This is a genomic window from Pectobacterium sp. F1-1 (genome assembly GCF_025643735.1).
GTDB lineage: Bacteria > Pseudomonadota > Gammaproteobacteria > Enterobacterales > Enterobacteriaceae > Pectobacterium > Pectobacterium colocasium.
Window position 1 is genome coordinate 3,986,035 of sequence record NZ_CP104733.1, and the last position, 21,943, is coordinate 4,007,977.

21 protein-coding genes are annotated in these 21,943 nt (G+C 51.6%); 9 read left to right on the forward strand and 12 right to left on the reverse strand.

What is annotated here, in order from left to right; genetic code table 11:
* Window positions 1–58: 58 nt before the first annotated feature.
* A complete protein-coding gene (gene pdhR, locus NAL19_RS17830) occupies window positions 59–823 on the reverse strand; it encodes a pyruvate dehydrogenase complex transcriptional repressor PdhR (RefSeq protein WP_015841704.1) in 765 nt (254 codons plus the stop codon).
* Between the two features lie 667 nt (window positions 824–1,490).
* Here pdhR and NAL19_RS17835 point away from each other — a divergent pair.
* A complete protein-coding gene (locus NAL19_RS17835) occupies window positions 1,491–2,849 on the forward strand; it encodes an amino acid permease (protein ID WP_263058045.1) in 1,359 nt (452 codons plus the stop codon).
* Window positions 2,850–2,927: 78 nt separating this feature from the next.
* Here the strand turns inward: NAL19_RS17835 and ampE are convergent, their stop codons facing one another.
* Both ampE and ampD read right to left on the reverse strand, forming a co-directional pair.
* Window positions 2,928–3,782 carry a beta-lactamase regulator AmpE gene (gene ampE, locus NAL19_RS17840; RefSeq protein WP_263058046.1) on the reverse strand — a complete coding sequence of 285 codons (855 nt, stop codon included), beginning with the start codon at window positions 3,780–3,782 and terminating at the stop codon, window positions 2,928–2,930.
* A 4-nt stretch (window positions 3,783–3,786) separates the two neighbouring features.
* A complete protein-coding gene (ampD, locus tag NAL19_RS17845) occupies window positions 3,787–4,353 on the reverse strand; it encodes a 1,6-anhydro-N-acetylmuramyl-L-alanine amidase AmpD (RefSeq protein ID WP_263058047.1) in 567 nt (188 codons plus the stop codon).
* A gap of 430 nt (window positions 4,354–4,783) precedes the next feature.
* Between ampD and nadC the strand changes: the two genes are divergently transcribed.
* From nadC to hofC, 4 genes are all read left to right on the forward strand, one after another.
* The gene (gene nadC, locus NAL19_RS17850; protein WP_263058048.1) at window positions 4,784–5,674 is read left to right on the forward strand and encodes a carboxylating nicotinate-nucleotide diphosphorylase; all 891 of its coding nucleotides are present in this window, start codon (window positions 4,784–4,786) and stop codon (window positions 5,672–5,674) included.
* Between the two features lie 312 nt (window positions 5,675–5,986).
* Window positions 5,987–6,433: a prepilin peptidase-dependent pilin gene (ppdD, locus tag NAL19_RS17855; RefSeq protein WP_263058049.1), complete on the forward strand. Its 447-nt coding sequence runs from the start codon at window positions 5,987–5,989 to the stop codon at window positions 6,431–6,433.
* 2 nt (window positions 6,434–6,435) lie between these two features.
* Window positions 6,436–7,932 (forward strand): type II secretion system protein GspE, encoded by a 1,497-nt coding sequence (gspE, locus tag NAL19_RS17860; RefSeq protein ID WP_263058050.1) that lies wholly within the window; start codon window positions 6,436–6,438, stop codon window positions 7,930–7,932.
* On the forward strand, window positions 7,923–9,128 hold the full coding sequence (gene hofC / locus NAL19_RS17865) for a protein transport protein HofC (RefSeq protein ID WP_263058051.1): 1,206 nt from the start codon (window positions 7,923–7,925) through the stop codon (window positions 9,126–9,128). The genes gspE and hofC overlap by 10 nt, the downstream gene beginning before the upstream one ends.
* 90 nt (window positions 9,129–9,218) lie before the next feature.
* On the opposite strand, the gene NAL19_RS17870 is transcribed toward hofC, so the two are convergent.
* The gene (locus NAL19_RS17870; RefSeq protein WP_263058052.1) at window positions 9,219–10,259 is read right to left on the reverse strand and encodes a GMP reductase; all 1,041 of its coding nucleotides are present in this window, start codon (window positions 10,257–10,259) and stop codon (window positions 9,219–9,221) included.
* 282 nt (window positions 10,260–10,541) lie between these two features.
* Between NAL19_RS17870 and coaE the strand changes: the two genes are divergently transcribed.
* The 3 genes from coaE (at window position 10,542) to yacG (ending at window position 12,184) form a co-directional block, all read left to right on the forward strand.
* Entirely contained in the window at window positions 10,542–11,168 is a 627-nt protein-coding gene (gene coaE, locus NAL19_RS17875; protein WP_263058053.1) for a dephospho-CoA kinase, read from the forward strand.
* Window positions 11,161–11,913: a cell division protein ZapD gene (gene zapD / locus NAL19_RS17880; RefSeq protein WP_263058054.1), complete on the forward strand. Its 753-nt coding sequence runs from the start codon at window positions 11,161–11,163 to the stop codon at window positions 11,911–11,913. The genes coaE and zapD overlap by 8 nt, the downstream gene beginning before the upstream one ends.
* A 76-nt stretch (window positions 11,914–11,989) precedes the next feature.
* A complete protein-coding gene (gene yacG, locus NAL19_RS17885; protein WP_225085776.1) occupies window positions 11,990–12,184 on the forward strand; it encodes a DNA gyrase inhibitor YacG in 195 nt (64 codons plus the stop codon).
* A gap of 63 nt (window positions 12,185–12,247) precedes the next feature.
* Here the strand turns inward: yacG and mutT are convergent, their stop codons facing one another.
* The 3 genes from mutT to secM all read right to left on the reverse strand — a co-directional run bounded on the left by mutT (window position 12,248) and on the right by secM (window position 16,069).
* Window positions 12,248–12,643, reverse strand: coding sequence for an 8-oxo-dGTP diphosphatase MutT (mutT, locus tag NAL19_RS17890; RefSeq protein ID WP_263058055.1), 396 nt, complete (start codon window positions 12,641–12,643; stop codon window positions 12,248–12,250).
* A gap of 95 nt (window positions 12,644–12,738) precedes the next feature.
* On the reverse strand, window positions 12,739–15,441 hold the full coding sequence (gene secA / locus NAL19_RS17895) for a preprotein translocase subunit SecA (protein ID WP_263058056.1): 2,703 nt from the start codon (window positions 15,439–15,441) through the stop codon (window positions 12,739–12,741).
* Between the two features lie 112 nt (window positions 15,442–15,553).
* The gene (gene secM / locus NAL19_RS17900) at window positions 15,554–16,069 is read right to left on the reverse strand and encodes a secA translation cis-regulator SecM (protein WP_263058057.1); all 516 of its coding nucleotides are present in this window, start codon (window positions 16,067–16,069) and stop codon (window positions 15,554–15,556) included.
* A gap of 27 nt (window positions 16,070–16,096) precedes the next feature.
* Between secM and NAL19_RS17905 the strand changes: the two genes are divergently transcribed.
* Window positions 16,097–16,615: a DUF721 domain-containing protein gene (locus NAL19_RS17905; RefSeq protein WP_263058058.1), complete on the forward strand. Its 519-nt coding sequence runs from the start codon at window positions 16,097–16,099 to the stop codon at window positions 16,613–16,615.
* A gap of 22 nt (window positions 16,616–16,637) precedes the next feature.
* On the opposite strand, the gene lpxC is transcribed toward NAL19_RS17905, so the two are convergent.
* The 5 genes from lpxC to NAL19_RS17930 all read right to left on the reverse strand — a co-directional run bounded on the left by lpxC (window position 16,638) and on the right by NAL19_RS17930 (window position 21,942).
* Complete coding sequence (gene lpxC / locus NAL19_RS17910) at window positions 16,638–17,555, reverse strand: UDP-3-O-acyl-N-acetylglucosamine deacetylase (protein WP_039278868.1); 918 nt, start codon at window positions 17,553–17,555, stop codon at window positions 16,638–16,640.
* A 104-nt stretch (window positions 17,556–17,659) separates the two neighbouring features.
* Entirely contained in the window at window positions 17,660–18,811 is a 1,152-nt protein-coding gene (gene ftsZ, locus NAL19_RS17915; protein WP_005975217.1) for a cell division protein FtsZ, read from the reverse strand.
* 68 nt (window positions 18,812–18,879) lie between these two features.
* A complete protein-coding gene (gene ftsA / locus NAL19_RS17920; RefSeq protein WP_010298002.1) occupies window positions 18,880–20,136 on the reverse strand; it encodes a cell division protein FtsA in 1,257 nt (418 codons plus the stop codon).
* Window positions 20,137–20,192: 56 nt separating this feature from the next.
* Window positions 20,193–21,020: a cell division protein FtsQ gene (ftsQ, locus tag NAL19_RS17925; RefSeq protein ID WP_263058059.1), complete on the reverse strand. Its 828-nt coding sequence runs from the start codon at window positions 21,018–21,020 to the stop codon at window positions 20,193–20,195.
* Between the two features lies 1 nt (window position 21,021).
* Window positions 21,022–21,942, reverse strand: a complete 921-nt coding sequence (locus tag NAL19_RS17930) for a D-alanine--D-alanine ligase (RefSeq protein WP_263058060.1) — start codon at window positions 21,940–21,942, stop codon at window positions 21,022–21,024.
* Window position 21,943 lies beyond the last annotated feature (1 nt).

Here is a 21,943-nt window from a genome sequence, read left to right on the forward strand (position 1 = left end):
GCATGAAGACAGGCTCATCGTCGTGATTGCCGCATTCAGAGCACCAAAATACGGGGGCTCAGTCCTTGCGTTGCTGGAGCCGACGCAGCGATCTCTCGCGCCGACTATGTTCCCGGTTAAGATCCAGCAATACTTCCTCAATAAACGCCAGATGACGGTGTGATGCTTCGCGCGCCTTCTCTGGCTCACGGGCAACAATCGCCTCAAAAATGCTGGCGCGATGAATGCTAACCTGAGCCAACACTTCACGGCTCAAATAAAGCAACTCAAAATTCTGCCTCACGTTCTGTTCGAGCATCGGCCCCATACAGCGCACCAAATGCAGCAAAACCACATTATGCGTGGCTTCTGTTACAGCAACCTGATACTGCATAACGGCTTCTGACTCGGCGTTCAGATCGCCCGCTTCCCTCGCCTTCTCAATCACGGCATGACAATCCCGGATACGTTGCAGGTCCGACTCTGTGCCACGCAGTGCAGCGTAGTAGGCAGCAATGCCTTCCAGCGCATGACGCGTTTCCAGAAGATCGAACTGTGATTCGGGATGTGTGCTCAGTAATTCTGCCAGCGGATCGCTGACGCTTTGCCATAGATTGGCTTGAACGAAGGTACCACCACCCTGACGGCGCAAAAGGAGACCTTTGGCTTCCAGGCGTTGAATGGCTTCTCTCAGAGAAGGGCGGGAAACATCGAACTGTTTTGCCAGTTCGCGCTCCGGTGGGAGCTTCTCGCCGGGGCGCAAGGTTCCCTCAAGTATCAGAAACTCCAACTGTTGCTCAATCACATCTGACAGTTTGGGCTGACGGATCTTGCTGTATGCCATAATGAATTCTTCTCTGCGAATGGCGCGGAGTCAATTGGTAATACCAATTTAAAAAACGTGACGCTAAAGTAACAAAGTATTCACCTTCTGTCCATAAGGACCTTGAGCTAAATCACCAATCCCACCAGATTTTAACAAATGCACGAGAAACCTGCGGCAAAGTGATAGCCCACCTGTGGTATTACCATTAATCCCCTCTGTCTATATTTTAACTTTTTTGAAACGTGAAGCAGGCATTGCTGAACCGTTTAAATGCGTAAAAAATGAATTTTAATTCAAAAAATAAGAATTTTTATTCTTTAAAAAAAGAAGTTACCCGCCAGCCCTCACCCTGGTCAGCACCGTTTTTACCGCAGGGATAAAGAGGTAATAAAAAGGAGTAAAACCAAAGAGGTATCAAACACACCATTTCCTACCCATTTTCTCGTAGTCAGGGACTCAATCTGGGAACGGTAAAAATTTTGATGTAGCGATAGTTTTTAATTATCAGGCAACAAGAAATCAGTGCAATTTTGCGCACTTACCACTATTCTCTGGCAAACGGTAGATATTTTCTTATTTTAAGAAATACCACTCCGTAAAAATAAAATTACACAAACGTACAGTCACTAATACGCGTGCTCGTTCACACCGTATTTTTTACTGCACTGGCAGAGGGTTAAATTTGATGGATGATCAACAAACAGACGGCACGCTAAAACGTGGTTTGAAAAACCGTCATATTCAGTTGATTGCCTTGGGTGGCGCGGTAGGTACTGGCCTCTTTCTTGGTATTGCGCAAACAATCAAAATGGCTGGGCCATCGGTCCTGCTAGGCTATGCGATTGGCGGGCTGATCGCGTTTCTCATTATGCGCCAGTTGGGCGAAATGGTGGTTGAAGAGCCGGTAGCCGGATCGTTCAGCCACTTTGCTTATAAATACTGGGGCGATTTAGCGGGATTTGCATCAGGATGGAACTACTGGGTGCTGTATGTTCTGGTCGCCATGGCCGAGCTCAGCGCCGTAGGAATTTACGTCCAATACTGGTGGCCAGACATTCCAACCTGGGTGTCCGCTGCCGTGTTCTTCCTGCTGATTAACGCCATCAATCTGGCAAACGTCAAAGTCTACGGTGAGATGGAGTTCTGGTTTGCCATCATCAAAGTCGCCGCGATTATTGGCATGATCGTCTTCGGTGGCTGGCTGTTGCTCAGTGGTACAGGCGGGCCAGAGGCCACCGTGACCAACCTCTGGGCGCAGGGCGGATTCTTCCCGAACGGCGTGCTCGGTCTGGTGATGGCGATGGCCGTTATCATGTTCTCATTTGGCGGGCTGGAACTGGTGGGGATCACCGCAGCAGAAGCGGATGACCCAGAGAAAAGCATTCCACGCGCGACCAATCAGGTAATCTACCGCATCCTGATTTTCTATATCGGTTCGCTCGCTATCCTGCTGTCGCTTTACCCATGGGGCAAGGTTGTAGAAGGCGGTAGCCCGTTCGTGATGATCTTCCATGAACTGAACAGCAACGTCGTGGCGACGGTGCTGAATATCGTAGTACTGACCGCCGCGCTGTCCGTTTACAACAGCTGTGTGTACTGCAATAGCCGTATGCTGTTCGGTCTGGCGAAACAGGGTAATGGGCCGAAAGTACTGAAAGCTGTCGATCGTCGCGGTGTGCCAGTTGTTGCTATCGGGATCTCCGCGTTGGCGACAGCACTGTGCGTGCTGATTAACTACCTTATTCCAGGTAAAGCCTTCGAACTGCTGATGGCGCTGGTTGTGTCCGCTCTTGTGATTAACTGGGCGATGATCAGTCTGGCGCACCTGAAGTTCCGTGCACAAAAGGACAAAGAAGGTACGGTGACCAAGTTTAAGGCGCTGTTTTACCCATTGGGTAACTACCTCTGCCTGCTGTTCCTGGCGGGAATACTGGTCATCATGTTCCTGACGCCGGGCATTCAAATTTCCGTCATGCTGATTCCGGTCTGGCTGGTTATTCTGGGCGTGGGATACTTTATCAAAAAGAAAAATCAGGCGAAGTAACATATTTCCACGTTCACCGCCTCCGTTTTCATGGCCGACGTTTGTCGGCCATTTTTATCTCTGGCAAACGGTTAGAAATCACACCAGCGCACCGTATATCGTCAGAATCGCGACCACCACTACCAGCACCAACGTCACCTTTTTAGCCAGCGTCACGGCGGCTTTGGGCGTTTCGACAGGCTCAATATGAGGTTCACGCGCCAGAGAAAATTGCGCCAGTTGAGTGAGTACCCAATATTGCGAACTGCGAAAATCCCCCAGCGAAGCGAACCAGGCAGGCAGCGCTTTTTCACCGTGCCCCAGCAAAGCGTAAGCGGCACCAGCCAAACGCACAGGAATCCAGTCAAGCCAATGCAGCAAGCTATCCACACCAGATTGCGCACGTTCCAACGGGGTGTGATGGCGAGCAAGCCAGGTCTGTCTGGCACGTAAAAATGCATATCCCATCAGCGCAATCGGCCCGTATGGCCCAGCCGCGATGAACCAGAACAATGGGGCCAAATAAAAGCGGAAATTTATCCACAGCAGCGCGTTTTGCAGTTCTTTCAACTGCTCGCTTTCCCCCGTGCCAACGGGCAGACCGTGAATCAACGCCAGTTCCGCCGCCATTTCCCGGCTGGCATCCGCCTCGCCACGCTGCGCTGCCTGTAAATAGCGTCGATAGTGCTGGCGAATATCGCCTGCGCCAATACACATCAGGCTGATAACAATCCACAGCAGAAGAGAAATCAAGCCGAACAGAATGCCGCTGGTGAGCCACATCAGGCCAGCCACGATGCCCATACTGCACAACGTCAGAAACAGCGTTTGAAATAAAGACGGGGATGGAACGTGCCGGAATACGACCTCAAGCCGATGATCGATCTGCCAGTGTTCCCCCTGTTTGAACAAGCGCTCCCAGGCCAGCGTAAGCAACAGTGTAAACAGCGTCATTAATCTAGGCTCCCTTTGTTTCTGTCCAATGTTCTTGTAGCTGACGATGATAGCCGTCCCAGTCAAATGCCGGGCCGGGATCGGTTTTACGGCCCGGAGCGATGTCGCTGTGTCCGGTAATGCGCGACAGCGTGATGGGGTAAGTCCGCATTAATAGACGTGTAATCGCCACCAGCGAGTGATATTGCTCAGGGGTAAAAGGCAGCGTATCCGTCCCTTCCAGCTCAATACCAATAGAAAAATCATTACAGCGTTCGCGGCCTTCAAACACCGAAACACCAGCGTGCCAGGCGCGCTGATCGAACGACACATATTGTGTGATTTGTCCGTCACGGCGTATCAGGCAGTGCGCCGCAACACGTAGATGGGAAATATCGGCGAAATAGGGATGCGCGGTGGGATCTAACGTCGCCGTAAACAGTTGATCAATATAGGGACCACCAAACTCACCGGGCGGCAAACTGATATTGTGGATCACCAGTAAGGAAGGCACCTCATTATTCGGGCGACCATCATAATGCGGTGAAGGCGTGTGTGTAATGTCAGATAACCAGCCATTTTCCAAAAGCATCGGCGATAACCTCGCATCGTATCGTTTGCCGGCTGAATGAGGCGTAAAAGCGCATTTCTAGCGTAATAAACATTTCTAACGTAATAAACCAGGGTAGCCCAAAAGCCCTTGTATCCAAGATACCATGTTTAGCGCCATCCTATCTATTCAACAGAGTATCAATAGATTTTACCGTTCATTTTGTGATGCTCACGCCGCTTTCTTGTCCGCTCTTATACTCGTCATACCCTGTCAGCCAGGTGAAATCTACCGGCTGGGGTTACTATCTGGTCGTCGGTTACAACTTCTAAAATCACCTTCCCTTTCCGGCGGCCAGCGATGGTCGCCGGGAAATAACAGTAAAGCATTGAATTATAATAATTATTCATTCTGGATGTCCTGATATAAACAAGGTAGCATAGACCTCCGAATCCCCCTTCGGAGTTTTGTCATGTCAACGCGTCGCTACAGTCAGGAACAACGCCAACAGGCCTTGCTCGCTCGTATTGCACAAGATATCCCCGCCAGCGTGCAACTGGCATTGCGTGAAGATTTAGGTGGCATCGTCGATGCTAATCAAGACATTACCGCACTTCTGTTACCCGATAACGAGACCGTCAGCGCACGCATTATCACGCGTGAAGCGGGTATATTCTGCGGTGCGCGCTGGCTTGAGGAAGTCTTTTCTCAATTGGGCGACACGACAACCATTACCTGGCACGTCGTCGACGGCGACGCTATCGTCCCCAACCAAACGCTGTGTGACATTACGGGGCCAGCCAAACAGCTTCTGACTGGCGAACGCACGGCACTGAATTTCCTGCAAACGCTGTCTGGCGTCGCAACGGAAGTCAGCCGCTATGTCGCGGTATTGCAGGGAACACACACCCGATTGCTGGACACCCGCAAAACGCTGCCGGGGCTGCGCACCGCGCTGAAATACGCCGTCTCATGCGGCGGCGGCGACAACCATCGGCTCGGCCTATCCGATGCGTTCCTGATCAAGGAAAACCATATCATCGCTGCTGGCTCCATCAAAAATGCAGTAGAAAAAGCCCAGTATCTGCGCGGTGATGTCCCGGTAGAGGTTGAGGTCGAATCGCTGGATGAGTTACAGCAGGCGCTGGAAGCGTGTGCTGATATCATCATGCTGGATAATTTCAGTCTGGATAACATCCGGGAAGCCGTTAACATCACACAAAGCCGCGCACTGCTGGAGATATCCGGTAATGTCACCCTCGACACGCTGCGTGGCTATGCAGAAACCGGCGTGGACTATATCTCGGTGGGAGCATTGACCAAGCACGTGCAGGCACTCGATTTATCCATGCGCTTTATCTAATCGTTCTTCTTTTTCTTCCGACGAGGTGCCCTCTCGCACCTCGTTCTCGCGACTGAATGAATCTCCATTCTTCCCACCATCGTAATAATGAAAACGTCCTACGCTGCGCAAACGTTTTTTGCTGATAGAACGAAAATTGCGTATCTGCCCGCAAAAATTTTTCAACGTTCTGCAAATCGCTAAAAACACGTCGGGGCGCTTTCCTGTTTTGATTTTCCCCACTCGTCAGACATCACGCCCTTTTCTATGCTGCCGGCTATCCGTATGGATTTGTTTGCCAAAAAATTTATATGCAACAACAGGGAAATCAACATGACAACACAACAAGGATTCACACTGATTGAGCTGATGATCGTCATTGCGATCGTCGCCATCCTCAGCGCCATTGGCGTCCCCGCCTATCAAGGCTATCTGCAAAAAGCGGCGCTGACGGACATGCTGCAAACCATGGTGTCTTACAAAACACCGGTCGATCTCTGCGGTCTGGAAAATGCCGGCTTTACGGCCTGCAACGCAGGCAATCAGGGCATTCCGGGGAGCAAATCCTCACGCTATGTCAGCGCCGTTAGCGTCGCCCAAGGGGTGATTACACTCACCGGACAATCCACTCTGCAAGGGCTGCGCGTTATTCTGACGCCAACATGGGATACCGAAACTGGCGCGTCACGCTGGACGAAAAACTGCGCCACGGATGGCAGTACAGAGAGCCTGCAATCCGCCTGTCAGGACGTTTTCCGTTTCGATAACACGGCGGGTTAAGCATGACAGACTCATCCTTCTCTTCCGAGCATACGCTCAGCGAGCTACAGACGTTGTGCCGACGTTATCAGGCATTATTGCTTAGTCTTGATGACCAAACGCTGTCGGTCGCCGTCACAACGTCTCCTTCCGAGGAGATGATTGCCGCGCTGCGTTTCGCCAGCAATCGCCGCATTATGGTGGAGCAATGGCCACAGGCCAGAATGGAACAGCAGCTTAACCCCGTGAACGCCGTTGCCGAGCCAGCAGAAACCTACCATGCCAGCACTTATCACAATTTCAGTACTCATAACAACAGCAGCGGGCAGCAGGATCATGGCGACGACTCCCCCGTGGCACAATTTATCCATCAAACACTGCGTCTCGCCGTTCAACGGCGCGCCTCTGATATTCACTTTGAACCGTTACTGGACAGCTATCGCGTGCGGCTACGCATTGATGGCGTGCTACAAGCCATCTCCGCCCCACCTCCTGAACTGACAAACCGTATTACCGCGCGGCTGAAAATCATGGGCAAGTTGAACATCGCCGAACGGCGGTTACCGCAAGATGGCCAGTTCAGCCTGATGCTGGATCAACAAGCCTACTCGTTGCGTATCGCTACGCTCCCTGTGCAGCAGGGAGAAAAAGTCGTGTTGCGTATTTTGCAAACACACCAGCAGGAGCTGGTGCTGGATAAACTCGGGCTTACCGCAAAAGCATTACAGCAGGTGATTAACGTACTGAGCGCCTCACAGGGGATGCTGTTAGTCACGGGTCCAACAGGCAGTGGAAAAACCGTCACGCTTTATAGCGCGATACGCTGGCTGAACGAGTGCAGCCGCAATATCTGTAGCGTAGAAGATCCCGTCGAGATCCCTTTGCAGGGCATCAACCAAACGGCAATCAATCCTAAAGCCGAGTTGGGGTTTGGCCGAGTATTACGTGCGCTGCTGCGACAGGATCCAGACGTGATTATGATCGGCGAAATCCGCGATGTCGAAACCGCAGAAATTGCAGTAAAAGCGGCACAAACCGGCCATCTGGTCATGTCCACATTGCATACCAATTCTGCCGTAGAAACGCTGACCCGCCTCAGTCATCTGAGCATCCCCGGTTATCTGTTAGCCGCAGCGTTGAAACTCATCATCGCACAACGCCTTGTACGTCGGTTATGCCCGCACTGCAAAACGCTGGGAGAGCCGATCCTTTCACTGCCAAACGACGTATGGCAAGGGCCACTGCACCATTGGCAAGCCCGCGGCTGTAGTCACTGTTTCTCTGGCTACTATGGTCGAGTCGCGATCTATGAATTACTGCCCATCACGCCGGATTTTCAGTCAGCGTTAGCAGGCAACGCCAGCGCAGGGGAATTATCGGCACTGGCTCGCCATTCTGGTTTCCCAACGTTGCTGGCCGCAGGGCTTGAACGGGTCAATGACGGCCTAACCTCACTCGCTGAAGTTTATCGTGTTGTGGGCGATGAGTACGCCATGAATCAGGAGGTACAATGCGGCTAGCGCGTTTATATCACTGGCAGGCTATTACGTCCGAAGGTGAGTTTATCGATGGCGAACTCATTAGCACACAACGCCAGCATGCCTATGCAAGCCTGATAACCCAAGGCTACCAGCCGCTCATCGTAAAGGCAGGCCATTATCTGTCGAGCCGCTATTGGAAGCGCGAACAGCTAGGCGAGTTAATCAAACAGCTTGCAGCCCTGCTACAAGCCGGATTGCCGCTGCTGGACGCCCTAAAACTGGTATCGGAACAACATGAGCGCCCCGGTTGGCGCTGTGTATTACGGGATATCCGAACCCGTGTTGCGCAGGGAAATTCGTTCTCTGAGGCGTTACAGGAATACCCGCATATCTTTCCCGTTCTGTATCGTTCCCTTATTGCCGTCGGCGAGTTGACCGGGAAGCTGGACGTGTGCTGCCTACAGTTGGCACAACAGCAAGAAAAGCAGTCCAGACTGCAACAGAAAGTCATCAAAGCACTACGCTATCCCTGCTTTGTTTTGGCAATCGCTGTGCTGGTCAGCATGATGATGTTGACACTGGTTCTACCCGAATTCGCGATGCTCTACTCCTCATTTGATACACCGTTACCGTGGTTTACTCGACAGTTGCTTTCTCTGTCAGAAGTCATCACAAGCTACGGATTAATTGGGTTGCTTTCTCTTAGTAGCCTGATCGCGGGATATGTCCGTTTAAGGCAGAAAAGACCCTTATGGAAAACCAGAGAACAAGAATGGCTGCTGAAGCTTCCCATCGTATCCAGTCTGTTACTTGGTAAGTCGCTGAACCAGATATTCAATATTCTCGCTATGACACAACAGGCTGGTTTGACGCTGCCTGAAGGGCTGGATGCCGCCGCGACAATCCGACATCCGCTTTATCAGGATGCGATTCAACAGATGCAGGCGCAGCTGCATCAGGGCACATCGCTATATTATGCCACACAGCATCACGCCACGCTCTTCCCTGCACCCTGTCCACAGTTGATTCGGGTTGGGGAAGAAACCGGGGCACTGGATGCGATCTTCATGCAGTTGGCAGAATGGCATGAAGGACGAGTACAACAGCAGGCCGATATGCTGACCCAAACGCTGGAACCGTTGCTAATGATGGTCGTAGGGGGAATGGTTGGAGCGCTGGTGGTTGGCATGTATTTGCCTATCTTCCAACTAGGGAATGTATTGGCCGGAGCCTGAACCGACCAATACGGCACCAAAAAGCGACAAGCTACGCTACACCGTACCCGACACCGTTAGCGGCAGAAAGACGGCGCGAAACAGCAGCAGCTAACCGTTGAAAATACGGTTTTCCTGCTCAGCCACGCGGATAAACGTTGTACGCTTCGTCAGCTCTTTCAAACGGGATGCACCAACATAGGTACAGGCAGAACGCAGGCCGCCAAGAATATCGCGCACGGTATTGTCTACCGGACCGCGCAGGGGCAATTTCACAGTTTTTCCTTCCGCAGCCCGGTACTCCGCCACGCCGCCAACATGGCGCTCCATCGCGGACGCAGAGCTCATGCCGTAAAACAACATCATTTTCTCGCCGTTTTCTTCGACGATGGTGCCTTCACATTCATCGTGCCCTGCCAGCATACCGCCCAACATGACGAAATCGGCTCCGCCGCCAAATGCTTTCGCGACATCGCCCGGCATGGCGCAGCCGCCATCGCTCACGATTTGTCCACCAAGACCATGTGCCGCATCGGCGCATTCAATCACTGCGGAAAGTTGAGGATAGCCAACCCCTGTTTTAACGCGCGTCGTGCAGACAGAACCGGGGCCAATGCCAACTTTCACGATGTCAGCGCCGGAGAGGATCAATTCTTCCACCATTTCGCCGGTCACGACGTTTCCTGCACAGATAACCTTGTCTGGGCAAGCCTCACGCGCTTTTTGCAGGAAGGTCACAAAGTGTTCAGAGTAGCCATTTGCCACATCGATACAGATAAATTTCAGCTCGGACGACAGTGCCAGAATCTGCTTTAACTTGATGAAGTCAGCGTCAGACGTCCCGGTCGAGACCATAACATGACGCAGCACCGATGCCGGTACGCGTTGCACGAACTGGGACCATTGCTCGACAGAATAGTGTTTATGAACGGCAGTCAGAACATCAAAAGAGGCCAGTGCTTTCGCCATGCTAAACGTACCCACAGTGTCCATATTAGCTGCGATAATTGGTACACCGGACCAGTTGCCTCCGGCATGGAGGAAGGTGAATTGACGTTCCAGTTCAACGTCGGAGCGGCTTTTCAGCGTCGAACGCTTTGGCCGGATGAGAACGTCTTTAAAGCCTAACTTTAAATCTTCTTCAATACGCATGAGGTTCGAGCTCCTGGTGAGTGACGGCGGAATACTCAGTATTGCTGCTGAGTGAAAAAATAATGCCCTTTACCAGTGACGTTATCATACGCAGGAATAATCCTGCGGCAAGACTGCGATTTTCACTTTATTTGGGATAAAATCAGAGAAATTTACCTATCGCCGAGCAACGTGATAGCGTGAAGCAAACTGCGGTTGATGCCTGATTGGCTTTAGAGGAGCGGGAAGGTATTCCTCCCCCCTTGAAAATAGTAGCAATGTTAACTTTTCAACACGGGTGCAATGACATACATCGTAGCCTTAACGGGCGGTATCGGCAGCGGCAAAAGTACCGTAGCCGATGAATTTGCCAAATTAGGGGCCACTATCGTTGACGCGGATATCATCGCGCGTCAGGTAGTCGAGCCAGGGAAACCCGCGCTGGATGCCATCAGGCTCCGGTTTGGCGACGCTATACTCAATATCGATGGTTCATTGAACCGCACCGCACTACGCCAACGGATTTTTTCCTCGCCAGAGGAGAAACAGTGGCTGAATAATTTACTCCATCCGTTGATCCATCAGGAAACACAGGCCCAGTTTCAGGCGGCATCCGCACCGTATATTCTATGGGTCGTCCCCCTGCTGGTGGAGAACGGTTTACAACAGCGAGCGCAGCGTATTCTGGTCGTTGATGTAGACAGAGAGACACAGCTTGAACGCACGCTGGCTCGCGATAGCATCAGTCGGCAGCAAGCAGAAAACATACTGGCAGCACAGGCAACCCGAGAACAGCGCCTGGCTTATGCCGATGATATTATTGACAACAGTCGATGCCCAAGCCAGCTGGCGTCACAGGTTGCGGGATTACACCGCCATTACCTTGAGCTAGCCGCCTCCGCAGCCGACAGGATGACTAAGAATGAGTGACGCTTCCTCAACCATTTTATTCGAATACCCGCTGAACGAAAAAACACGTACCTGGTTGCGTATCGAATCATTATTGCAGCAGCTGCATCAAAACCACTCCCTGACCGATATGGGAAGCGCGCTGACATTTTTTCGTGCTATCGCCGAGCTGCTTGATGTGCTGGAACGTGGAGATGTGCGTACCGAACTGCTGAAGGAATTGGAGCGTCAACAGCAAAAACTGCTGCAATGGAGTGATGTGCCGGGCGTAGACATGGAACGCATCCATACGTTGAGACGTCAGTTGAAAGATTTGGCCAGCACGCTGATGGCGGCACCGCGGATGGGGCAGTTCTTACGAGAAGATCGTCTGATTGGCATGGTACGCCAGCGGCTCGGAATTCCCGGTGGATGTTGCAGTTTTGACTTACCGACGCTGCATAGCTGGCTGCATCAGCCCCAGGAACTTCGTGAGAAGTTGGTTTCTGGCTGGCTTGGTTCGCTATCTCCGCTTAAACACGCGTTGGATATGATCCTGGAATTGATCCGTCACTCCGGTACATTCCGCCCGCAGATCAGCCTGAACGGTTTCTTTCAAGACAATGCCTCCGATGCCGATCTGCTGCGCTTGCGTCTTGAACAGGCACACCAGCTCTACCCACAAATATCTGGCCATAAAACACGCTATGCCATCCGTTTTCTACCATTAGATAGCGAAAACGGACACATTCCTCCTCGTTTAACGTTTGAGCTGGCCTGCTGCTAACCCCAGCGTCACCGACAGACAAAATGTGTTAAACATCAGGTATGGATTACGTATCAAATAGAGTGAAAAGAACCTTATGACAACAGAAATTACGACGGTGAAGTGTCCAACCTGCAAACAGGCGGTCGTCTGGGATGAAACCAGCCTCTATCGCCCGTTTTGCAGTAAGCGTTGTCAGCTCATCGATTTAGGTGAATGGGCCGATGAAGAAAAGCGCATCCCCAGTGATGATATGGTTTCTGATAGTGAAGACTGGAGCGAAACGCGGTAACAGCCACGTTTCGCCACTATAGTTTTCAGGCAGGGATTTTCAGACAGGCACAAGCAAAGCCGCTTAAAACGATTTCAGCCAGCGGATCATCTCCGCATTCGCTGGCGGAAATTCTTCCTCACGTAATTCTTCTACGCTCACCCAGCGAGATTCCTGCCCTTCCCGACCATAGGGTTCCCCCTGCCATGTTTCAACCAGGAAGAAATGAAGCGTAATGATTCTTTCTGGCGTAGAAAATGTTTTGTCGTTTAGCGGTTGGGGCGCGACAGCATCGATGCCCGTTTCTTCACGCAGTTCACGAATCAGCGCCTGTGCTGGCGTTTCTCCCTCTTCAATTTTACCGCCGGGAAATTCCCACATCCCTGCCATGTGAACGCCATCTGGGCGACGAGCAATGAAGTATTGCTGTTCCGCATTGCGAATGATGCCTACCGCGACGGATAACTGTTTTTGCGTCATGACACTTCCTATCAGGTTCTTATCAAGTAAAAGGCGGTCAATGACCGCCTTTCTTTTGCACTTATCACATTTTATTCGCTGATTTCAGCGGTCAATTATTTCTGTAAGCGGCCGTGGCACTGCTTATATTTCTTGCCTGAACCACATGGGCAAGGATCGTTACGTCCAATTTTACGATCTGCCTGCGCTGGTGAACCGGTGTTCAGGCTATCTTCTTCCTGATGGCTCAGTTGCTGCTGCCGTGCCAAACGTTCGGCTTCTTCACGGCGCTGCTGCTCCAGCGCTTCGATCTCTTCCGGCATTCTCACCTGGACTTTGCTCAGCGTGCTGATCACTTCATATTTCAGTGATTCCAACATCGCAGCAAACATAGAGAACGACTCACGCTTATATTCTTGCTTCGGATCTTTCTGTGCATAGCCACGCAGATGGATGCCCTGACGCAGATAATCCATTGCCGCCAGATGCTCTTTCCACAGTGAATCCAGCGTCTGCAACATCACGCCTTTTTCAAAGTTGCGCATGACTTCGCTGCCGACCACGTCCTCTTTGCGCTGATAAACCTCAATCGCCTGCTGGAAAATACGCTCACGCAGCGTTTCTTCGTGCAGTTCTGGTTCTTTATCCAGCCACGCTTTGACTGGCATATCCAGATCGAAATCGTTCTTCAGACGTTGTTCCAACCCTTCTACATCCCACATTTCTTCCAGAGATTGCGGTGGAATGTAGCTGTCGATCGTCGCTTTGAACACATCTTCACGAATGCTGGTGATGGTTTCACTGATATCAGATACATCCAACAACTCGTTACGCTGCGTATAGATCGCACGACGCTGATCGTTTGCCACATCATCGTATTCCAGCAATTGCTTACGAATATCAAAGTTACGGCTTTCTACTTTACGCTGAGCGTTAGCAATCGCCTTCGTGACCCACGGGTGCTCAATGGCTTCACCTGGCTTCATGCCCAGCTTACGCATCATGTTAGAAACGCGATCGGAGGCAAAAATACGCATCAGCGCATCTTCCATCGACAGATAGAAGCGTGATGAGCCCGCATCCCCCTGACGACCAGAACGGCCACGCAGTTGGTTATCGATACGACGAGACTCATGGCGCTCCGTACCGATAATGTGCAAACCACCTGCTGCCAACACAGCATCGTGACGCACTTTCCAGGCTGCTTTAATTTCTGCAATTTGCTCGTCACTCGGGGTTTCCAGAAGCGCCACTTCCGCCTGCCAGCTACCGCCCAAAACGATATCCGTACCACGACCCGCCATGTTGGTCGCGATGGTCACCGCGCCAGCCTGACCCGCCTGAGCAACGATATCAGCTTCCATGGCGTGGAATTTCGCGTTCAACACATTATGTTTGATACCCGCTTTTTCCAGCGCATGAGAAACCACTTCCGATTTCTCGATGGAGATCGTACCGACCAAAATCGGCTGACCTTTTGCTGAACGCTCTTTGATATCTTCAATGATGGCATCGATTTTTTCCTGCTCGGTCATATAGACCAAATCAGGTAAATCTTTACGAATCATCGGACGGTTGGTCGGCACCACAATCGTATCCAGCTTGTAAATAGAGCTGAACTCGAACGCTTCAGTATCTGCCGTACCGGTCATACCCGCCAATTTTTCATACAGGCGGAAATAGTTCTGGAAGGTAATGGAAGCCAGCGTCTGGTTTTCATTCTGAATCGTTACCTTCTCTTTTGCTTCCACCGCCTGATGCAAGCCGTCGGACCAGCGACGCCCCTGCATGGTACGGCCCGTGTGCTCGTCAACTATGATCACTTCACCGTCTTTCACAATGTAATCGACATCGCGGGTAAACAGCACATGCGCACGCAGTGCGGCGGTTACATGGTGCATCAGCATAATGTTCGTTGGGGAGTACAGTGATTCTCCCTCTTCCATAATGCCTTCTTTCACCAGCAGTTCTTCGACCAGAACCAGACCACGCTCGGTGAGGTTAACCTGACGCGCTTTTTCATCAACAGAGAAGTGACCTTCACCGTGGAAGGTATCTGAATCCTCTTTCTCCTGACGGATCAGGTGAGGAATAATTTTATTGACGCTGATATACAGTTCGGAGCTATCTTCAGCCGGACCGGAAATGATCAGTGGCGTACGCGCTTCATCGATCAGGATGGAGTCAACCTCATCCACCAGCGCGTAGTACAATTTACGCTGCACGCGCTCTTCTGGGCTGAACGCCATGTTGTCGCGCAGGTAGTCAAAACCGTATTCGTTATTGGTACCGTAAGTAATGTCTGCGGCATAGGCTTCACGCTTCGCAGGAGCAGGCATCCCCGGCAGGTTGATACCAACGCTCAGGCCAAGGAATTCAAACAACGGGCGGTTATTTTCGGCATCACGCTGTGCCAGATAATCGTTCACGGTCACCACGTGTACGCCACGGCCCGTCAGCGCATTCAAGTAAGCAGGCAACGTTGCCGTCAGTGTTTTACCTTCACCGGTACGCATCTCCGCAATGCAACGCTCGTTCAGTACCATACCGCCGATAAGCTGCACATCGAAGTGACGCATGCCAAATACACGTTTACTGGATTCACGTACTACTGCGAAGGCTTCCGGCAACAAGTTCTCCAGAGACTCACCTTTTTCCAGACGAACACGAAACTCCAGCGTTTTCGCTTGCAGTTCCTCATTCGACAGCTTTTCCATTTCAGGTTCTAAGCGATTGATGACATCGACGTTTTTACGCATACGGCGCAGCGTACGATCGTTACGACTACCAAAAATTTTGGTTAGGATATTCATGATCATAATAGTTTTTAATCTCACAAGTGCCACGTATCCAGTGGCAACACAACATCGAAAAACTGAGAAACTCAGTGAAAACGAGAGAAATTTCTTCAGCTAATTATCCATTACACGTTCAGCTGAGAAGGTATGGCCCTGCACGGATGCCGCGAATTTGGGCAAGCCAGATGCCAATTTGATGATGTGCCTGAGGATAGAAAGTGACTCGCCCAGCGTGGGGGGAAATCACAAAAGGATATTGAGAATCTTGGGTTAACAGCGCGTTGAGCGTATCCAGCAAAACCAGAGAATGGGGTTGCAGATCGTCAACCTGCTGTGCATTGACCGTCTGCGGTGTCGTCAACGCAAAAGAAAGGTGGCGAATTACCGTACGAATCGCATGCTGATGCCAGTAATCAACGCTGTAGGACGAGCGCCGATGCGCTTCCTTTAACGCCACCAAGTCGGTGAGGCTCAGCGATACGTTATTCTGGCGGCTGACGCTGGAGGTCGAATTAGGGAGTGAGGTGATATCCTGTGATTCGTTCAGACTTGTCGGCAGACCAAGACTCGCCGCGACCATCCCCAATAAGAGATGCGGCCAGAAATAACGTCTGCCAAATTGTCGCCAACGATTTAGAATACCAATCACGAGTTAACATCCACCGGAGCCAGGTCTATGCGTGATAGCCGCCCACAATCACTGGAATTTCTGTTTGATAACGCATCCACGTCGGGTAAAGGCCCGTTACGAGATGTGCAACAGCGCGCTATCGCCTTATTAAAACTCAACCGTGCCGTACGCGGATTACTGCCTGCACCGTTGCACCCATGGTGCCGCGTCGCTAACTACCGGCAAGGTTTACTGATACTGGAAACCGCCAACGCCAGTTGGCTGATGCGGTTACGTTACGAACAACCTGCGCTGCTCTCTGCCTTACGCGCACAAATACTACCATCATTGGCCTCAATCGACATCAGGATTAATCCAACGCTTGCCGCAAAAGGGCATGAAATCGTGAAAAATAGTGACATTTCAGCGACGGAAAATGTCGATGACAAACCGCTGCGTCAGTTGAGCGAACAAAGTGCGGAAACATTGAGGACGTTAGCAGGAAACAGCCCGGAAAAACTCGGAAAGATATTAGAACGACTGGCTTCACTGGCCGGAGAGAGTACCAGTAAAAACCAGTCGTAATAAGAAGTAACGGCGTTAAGCGTTACGCCAGCACGATAGACGGTGCTTTAAACGCCAGCGGCATTTCAGCTTCGTCTTCAAAGGTCACGTATTCCCACGCTTCCTGATTGGCCAACACAGCCTGCAACAGTTTGTTATTCAGAGCATGGCCGGATTTAAACGCAGAGAACGCACCGATGATGTTGTGACCACACATAAACAGATCACCGATGGCATCCAGCATTTTATGGCGGACAAACTCATCTTCAAAACGCAGACCGTCTTCGTTCAGTACGCGGTAATCGTCAACGACGATGGCACAATCCATACTGCCGCCCAGGCACAACCCACGAGACTGCAAGTATTCGATATCGCGCATGAAGCCGAAGGTACGCGCACGGCTGATCTGGCGAACAAACGCATCAGCAGAGAAATCCAAACGATAGCGCTGGTTGCCCGCATCAATAGCCGGGTGGTTGAAGTCAATGGTGAAATCCAGGCTGAAGCCGTTAAACGGTTTCATTTCGGCCCACTTATCGCCATCTTCAACGCGAACTGGCTGTTTGATACGCACGAATTTCTTGGCGCAGTTCAGCTCTTCAATACCCGCATCTAACAGCAGGTAAACGAACGGACTGGCGCTGCCATCCATGATTGGAATTTCTGGTGCGTCAACATCAATGACAATATTGTCAATGCCCAACCCTGCAAGCGCAGCGTTAAGATGCTCCACTGTAGAAATACGCACGTCATGCTCATTAACCAGGCAAGTACAGAGCATGGTATCACGCACGGATTTTGCATCAGCCGGAAAATCAACCGGGGGATTCAAGTCTGTGCGGCGATAGATGACCCCGGTATTTGCCGGTGCAGGACGCATAGTCAACGTGACCTTCTTGCCGGTATGTAACCCGACACCAGTCGCCTGAACAATACGTTTTAGTGTACGTTGTTTGATCATCATTTTATCTCGCATGTTACTGAACCTACCGACCTAGTATACACCAGGCTCGGTGGCACAGTTTAGCACAAAGAGCGGAGATTCCAACGTTATCTGGCAGCAAATTAGTCTGCCTGCTTACGCAGAAACGCCGGGATATCCAGATAGTCTGGCTCTTTATTTGTCTGCGGATTCTGGTCGTTAACCACTTTGGCAGCCGGTTTTTCTTGCGCCAGTGGCGTCATACCGTGCTGCTGATAGCGATGATCCATCACAGGCTGGCTGGCCTGCTTGTTCGTCACCAGCGTAATCTCAGGACGTTTGTCCATGCCGATACCCGTCGCAACAACCGTGACACGCAGTTCATCATTCATTTCCGGGTCAAGCGACGTACCGATTACGACTGTCGCATTATCGGATGCGAATGCACGGATAGTGTTACCTACGGTCTCGAACTCATCCAGACGCAGATCAAAGCCCGCCGTGATGTTGACCAACACGCCACGTGCGCCGGACAGATCGATATCTTCCAACAACGGGCTGGAGATCGCCATTTCAGCCGCTTCTTCTGCACGGTCTTCACCACGCGCAACACCGGAACCCATCATGGCATAACCCATTTCGGACATCACGGTACGCACGTCTGCAAAGTCGACGTTCATCAGACCCGGACGCGTGATCAGCTCGGCAATACCCTGCACCGCGCCTTTCAGTACATCGTTTGCCGCGCCAAAGGCATCCAGCAGGGAGATACCGCGTCCCAGCACTTTCAGCAGTTTGTCGTTTGGAATAGTGATCAGCGAATCGACGTGCTTAGACAGCTCGGCGATACCCTGCTCCGCAAACGCCATACGCTTTTTGCCTTCAAAGTTGAAAGGCTTGGTCACCACAGCGACAGTCAGAATGCCCAGGTCTTTTGCGACTTCGGCCACAACCGGCGCAGCACCCGTCCCCGTGCCACCGCCCATACCTGCGGCGATAAACACCATGTCCGCACCTTCCAGTGCTGAACGCAGCGCTTCGCGATCTTCTTCAGCCGAGTTACGGCCGACTTCCGGGTTAGCACCTGCGCCCAGACCTTTTGTGATGCCACTACCGATCTGAATCGTCTGGCCGACAGCCGTTTTACGCAATGCCTGCGCATCCGTGTTAACCGCGAAGAATTCGACGCCTTCGATGCGCTCACGCACCATGTGTTCAACGGCATTACCGCCGCCGCCACCGACGCCGATGACTTTAATCACCGCGTCGTTGGTTAATTCCATTGGTTCAAACATAATTTCTCTCCGTTTGTGCCTGTAACTGCGAGATCATAAAACTGTGCCAGGTGATCTCTTTGATAAAATTAAAATTCTTTCCTCAACCAACTGTTGATTCGTTTGAACCAGTTGCTCACTGAGGCTCGTTTTTCGACTTCATGCTCACCACCCAGATGAGATTCTTTTCCGTAATGCAGCAACCCAACCGCCGTTGAGTAATAAGGCTCTTGGGCATAATCCGTCAGCCCTGTTATATTCATTGGTTGTCCAATACGCACCTGTGTATGGAACACACGCTGCGCACAGGCCGCCAGACCGTCTATTTGCGCGGCACCGCCCGTCAGCACAATCCCTGCTGCCAGATGGTGTTTCACGCCTTGTTGACGTAACTGCTCCTGCAACTGTAAAAGTTCATCGTTCACCAAGTTCAACAGCTCGGTGTAACGTGGTTCAATCACTTCCGCCAGTGTCTGCCTTTGCAGACTGCGGGGTGGACGTCCTCCAACGCTCGGGACTTCCACATTCTCATCTTTGCCGACAATCGCGCCTAATGCGCAACCGTGACGTACCTTGATCGCTTCGGCATCCGTCGGCGGCGTACCAAACGCGTAGGCAATATCGCTGGTAACCACATTGCCCGCATACGGAATCACTTTAGTGTGTCGCAATGCGCCGCCGGTGTAGACCGCGATATCCATTGTACCGCCACCGATATCCACTACGCACACACCCAGCTCACGTTCATCTTCTGTCAGCACCGCATAACTGGAAGCCAGTCCCGCAAAAATCAGCTGATCGACTTTTAAACCACAGCGTTCAACGGCTTTAACAATATTCTTCGCCATATCGTTATGGCAGGTTATCAGGTGGACTTTCGCCTGCATACGTACGCCGGATAAGCCAACCGGATTTTTAATCCCTTCCTGATAATCGATCGCGTACTCCTGTGGAATCACATGGAGAACCCGATGTTCATCACGCACGCGTACGGATTTGGCGGTATGCACCACGCTTTCCACGTCGTCCTGCGTAACCTCTTCTTCCGAAATAGGCACCATCCCTATTTCATTCTGGCAACTGATGTGCTTTCCCGACAGCGCCAGATATACGGAGGAGATCTGGCAGTCTGCCATCAACTCAGCCTGATCAATAGCGCGCTGAACACATTTAACGACTGATTCCAGATCGTTTACGCCGCCTTTATCCATACCGCGTGACGGGCAACTGCCCACGCCAATAATATTGACCATGCCATCGGGCAGAACTTCCCCTACCAGCGCAGCCACTTTTGCTGTACCGATTTCCAGCCCAACTACCAGTTTTCTGTCCGTCGACTTGATCATTGTTGTTTAGCCTGTGCCTGTTTCTGGTTACTGTTTTGTTGCTGATCAATGTCTTGTTACTGACCAACTCGTTGCCGATCAACATTTTGATTTTGTTGATCAAGCAAGGCTGGAGCCCAACCTATCGCGGCCCCGCTGTCATACCGCAAGTCCACATGGCTGATACGTTTGTTTTCGCTCTGAGCCTGGCGCTGTAACAGCGGATACAGCTCGATAAAGCGTTGCAGACGTTTGGCCCTATCGTCCCGCCCCAATTCAAGGCGAGTATCATCGTCTAACCCCAGTTGCCAGGAATGCCGCGCACTCATCGCCACTGTCTTTAACGTAAATTTCCCAGCGGCTAACGTCTGACTCATTGTGCGATAGCCTTCCAACACTTCTGTCTCGCTGCCTTCCGGGCCATACAGCAACGGCATCTTGCGATTGCCAATACGTTCGGCAGGTACACTGAACGAATTTCCTTCAGCATCAACCATTAGCTGATCATTCCAACGCGCTACCGGAACATATTCAACCAGATGAATCTTTAATTCGTCCGGCCACTGCTTACGCACGCTAGCCTGTTTTATCCACGACAAACGTTCAATCTGCTGCTGGATCACATTCACATCCTGTGTCATGAACGTGCCCGGCGACCCCAACGACAAAATGGCCTGACGGATATCGTCGTTGGTGGTGTACTGTCTTTCCCCTGTTACAGCCATGCGGGAGAGCGGTAAACGGCTGGCATCTTTCATCCATCCCACCACCATCCAGCTTCCCCAGACGATAGTCCCTATCACCATCAGCAGGAAAATCATCCCTGCCAATTGGCCTCCATTACTGCGACGTGTTCCTTTCGTTTCAGGCTCTCGTCCGCGTGTATTCAGGGCTGCCTGCGACATATCAGCCAGCGAGCGCCAAAATTTTCACGACCAGTTGCGAGAACGTCAGGTCACGCTGACGCGCCGCCATAGGAACCAGACTGTGGCTCGTCATCCCTGGAGACGTATTTACCTCAAGCAGATAGAAGGCACCGTCGTTATCCAACATAAAATCGACGCGTCCCCACCCGCGACAGCCCACCGCACGATAGGCCGCCATCGCCAATCCAGCTAACGCCTGTTCTTGCTCGTCCGGCAGACCACTCGGGCAAAAATACTGCGTATCATCCGATAAATACTTCGCTTCATAATCGTAAAACGTACCGGCAGGCTGAATACGAATAGAAGGCAACACCTCATCACCCAGGATAGCAACGGTATACTCTGGGCCACTCAGCCATTTCTCGACCAGAACATCGTCATCGTGACGGAAGGCTTCTTCCAGTGCCGCGGGCAGTTCGCTCAGCGTATTCACTTTGCTCATACCGACGCTGGAGCCTTCGCGGCTTGGCTTGACGATCAGCGGCAACCCAAGATGAGAGAATTTCGCCAACAATGCCTTTGCCGCCGTTTCTGAATACTGGCGACGATCCAATGCCACGTAAGGTGATACTGGTAATCCCACCGCTTGCCACACCTGTTTAGTGCGGAGTTTATCCATCGTCAGCGCAGATGCCATAACGCCGCTACCGGTATAAGGCAGCCCCAGGAATTCCAGAACCCCCTGCAATGTACCGTCTTCGCCACCACGACCATGTAAGGCGATGAAAATTTTGGTAAAGCCTTCTTCCTTCAGCGTCGTCACAGAGACGTCACGGGTATCAACCGCATGTGCATTGATGCCCGCTTCTTTCAGACCAGCCAGCACTGCCTGACCGGAAAGTAACGACACTTCACGTTCGGCAGAGGTTCCACCAAGCAATACAGCAACTTTCTCAGTCATG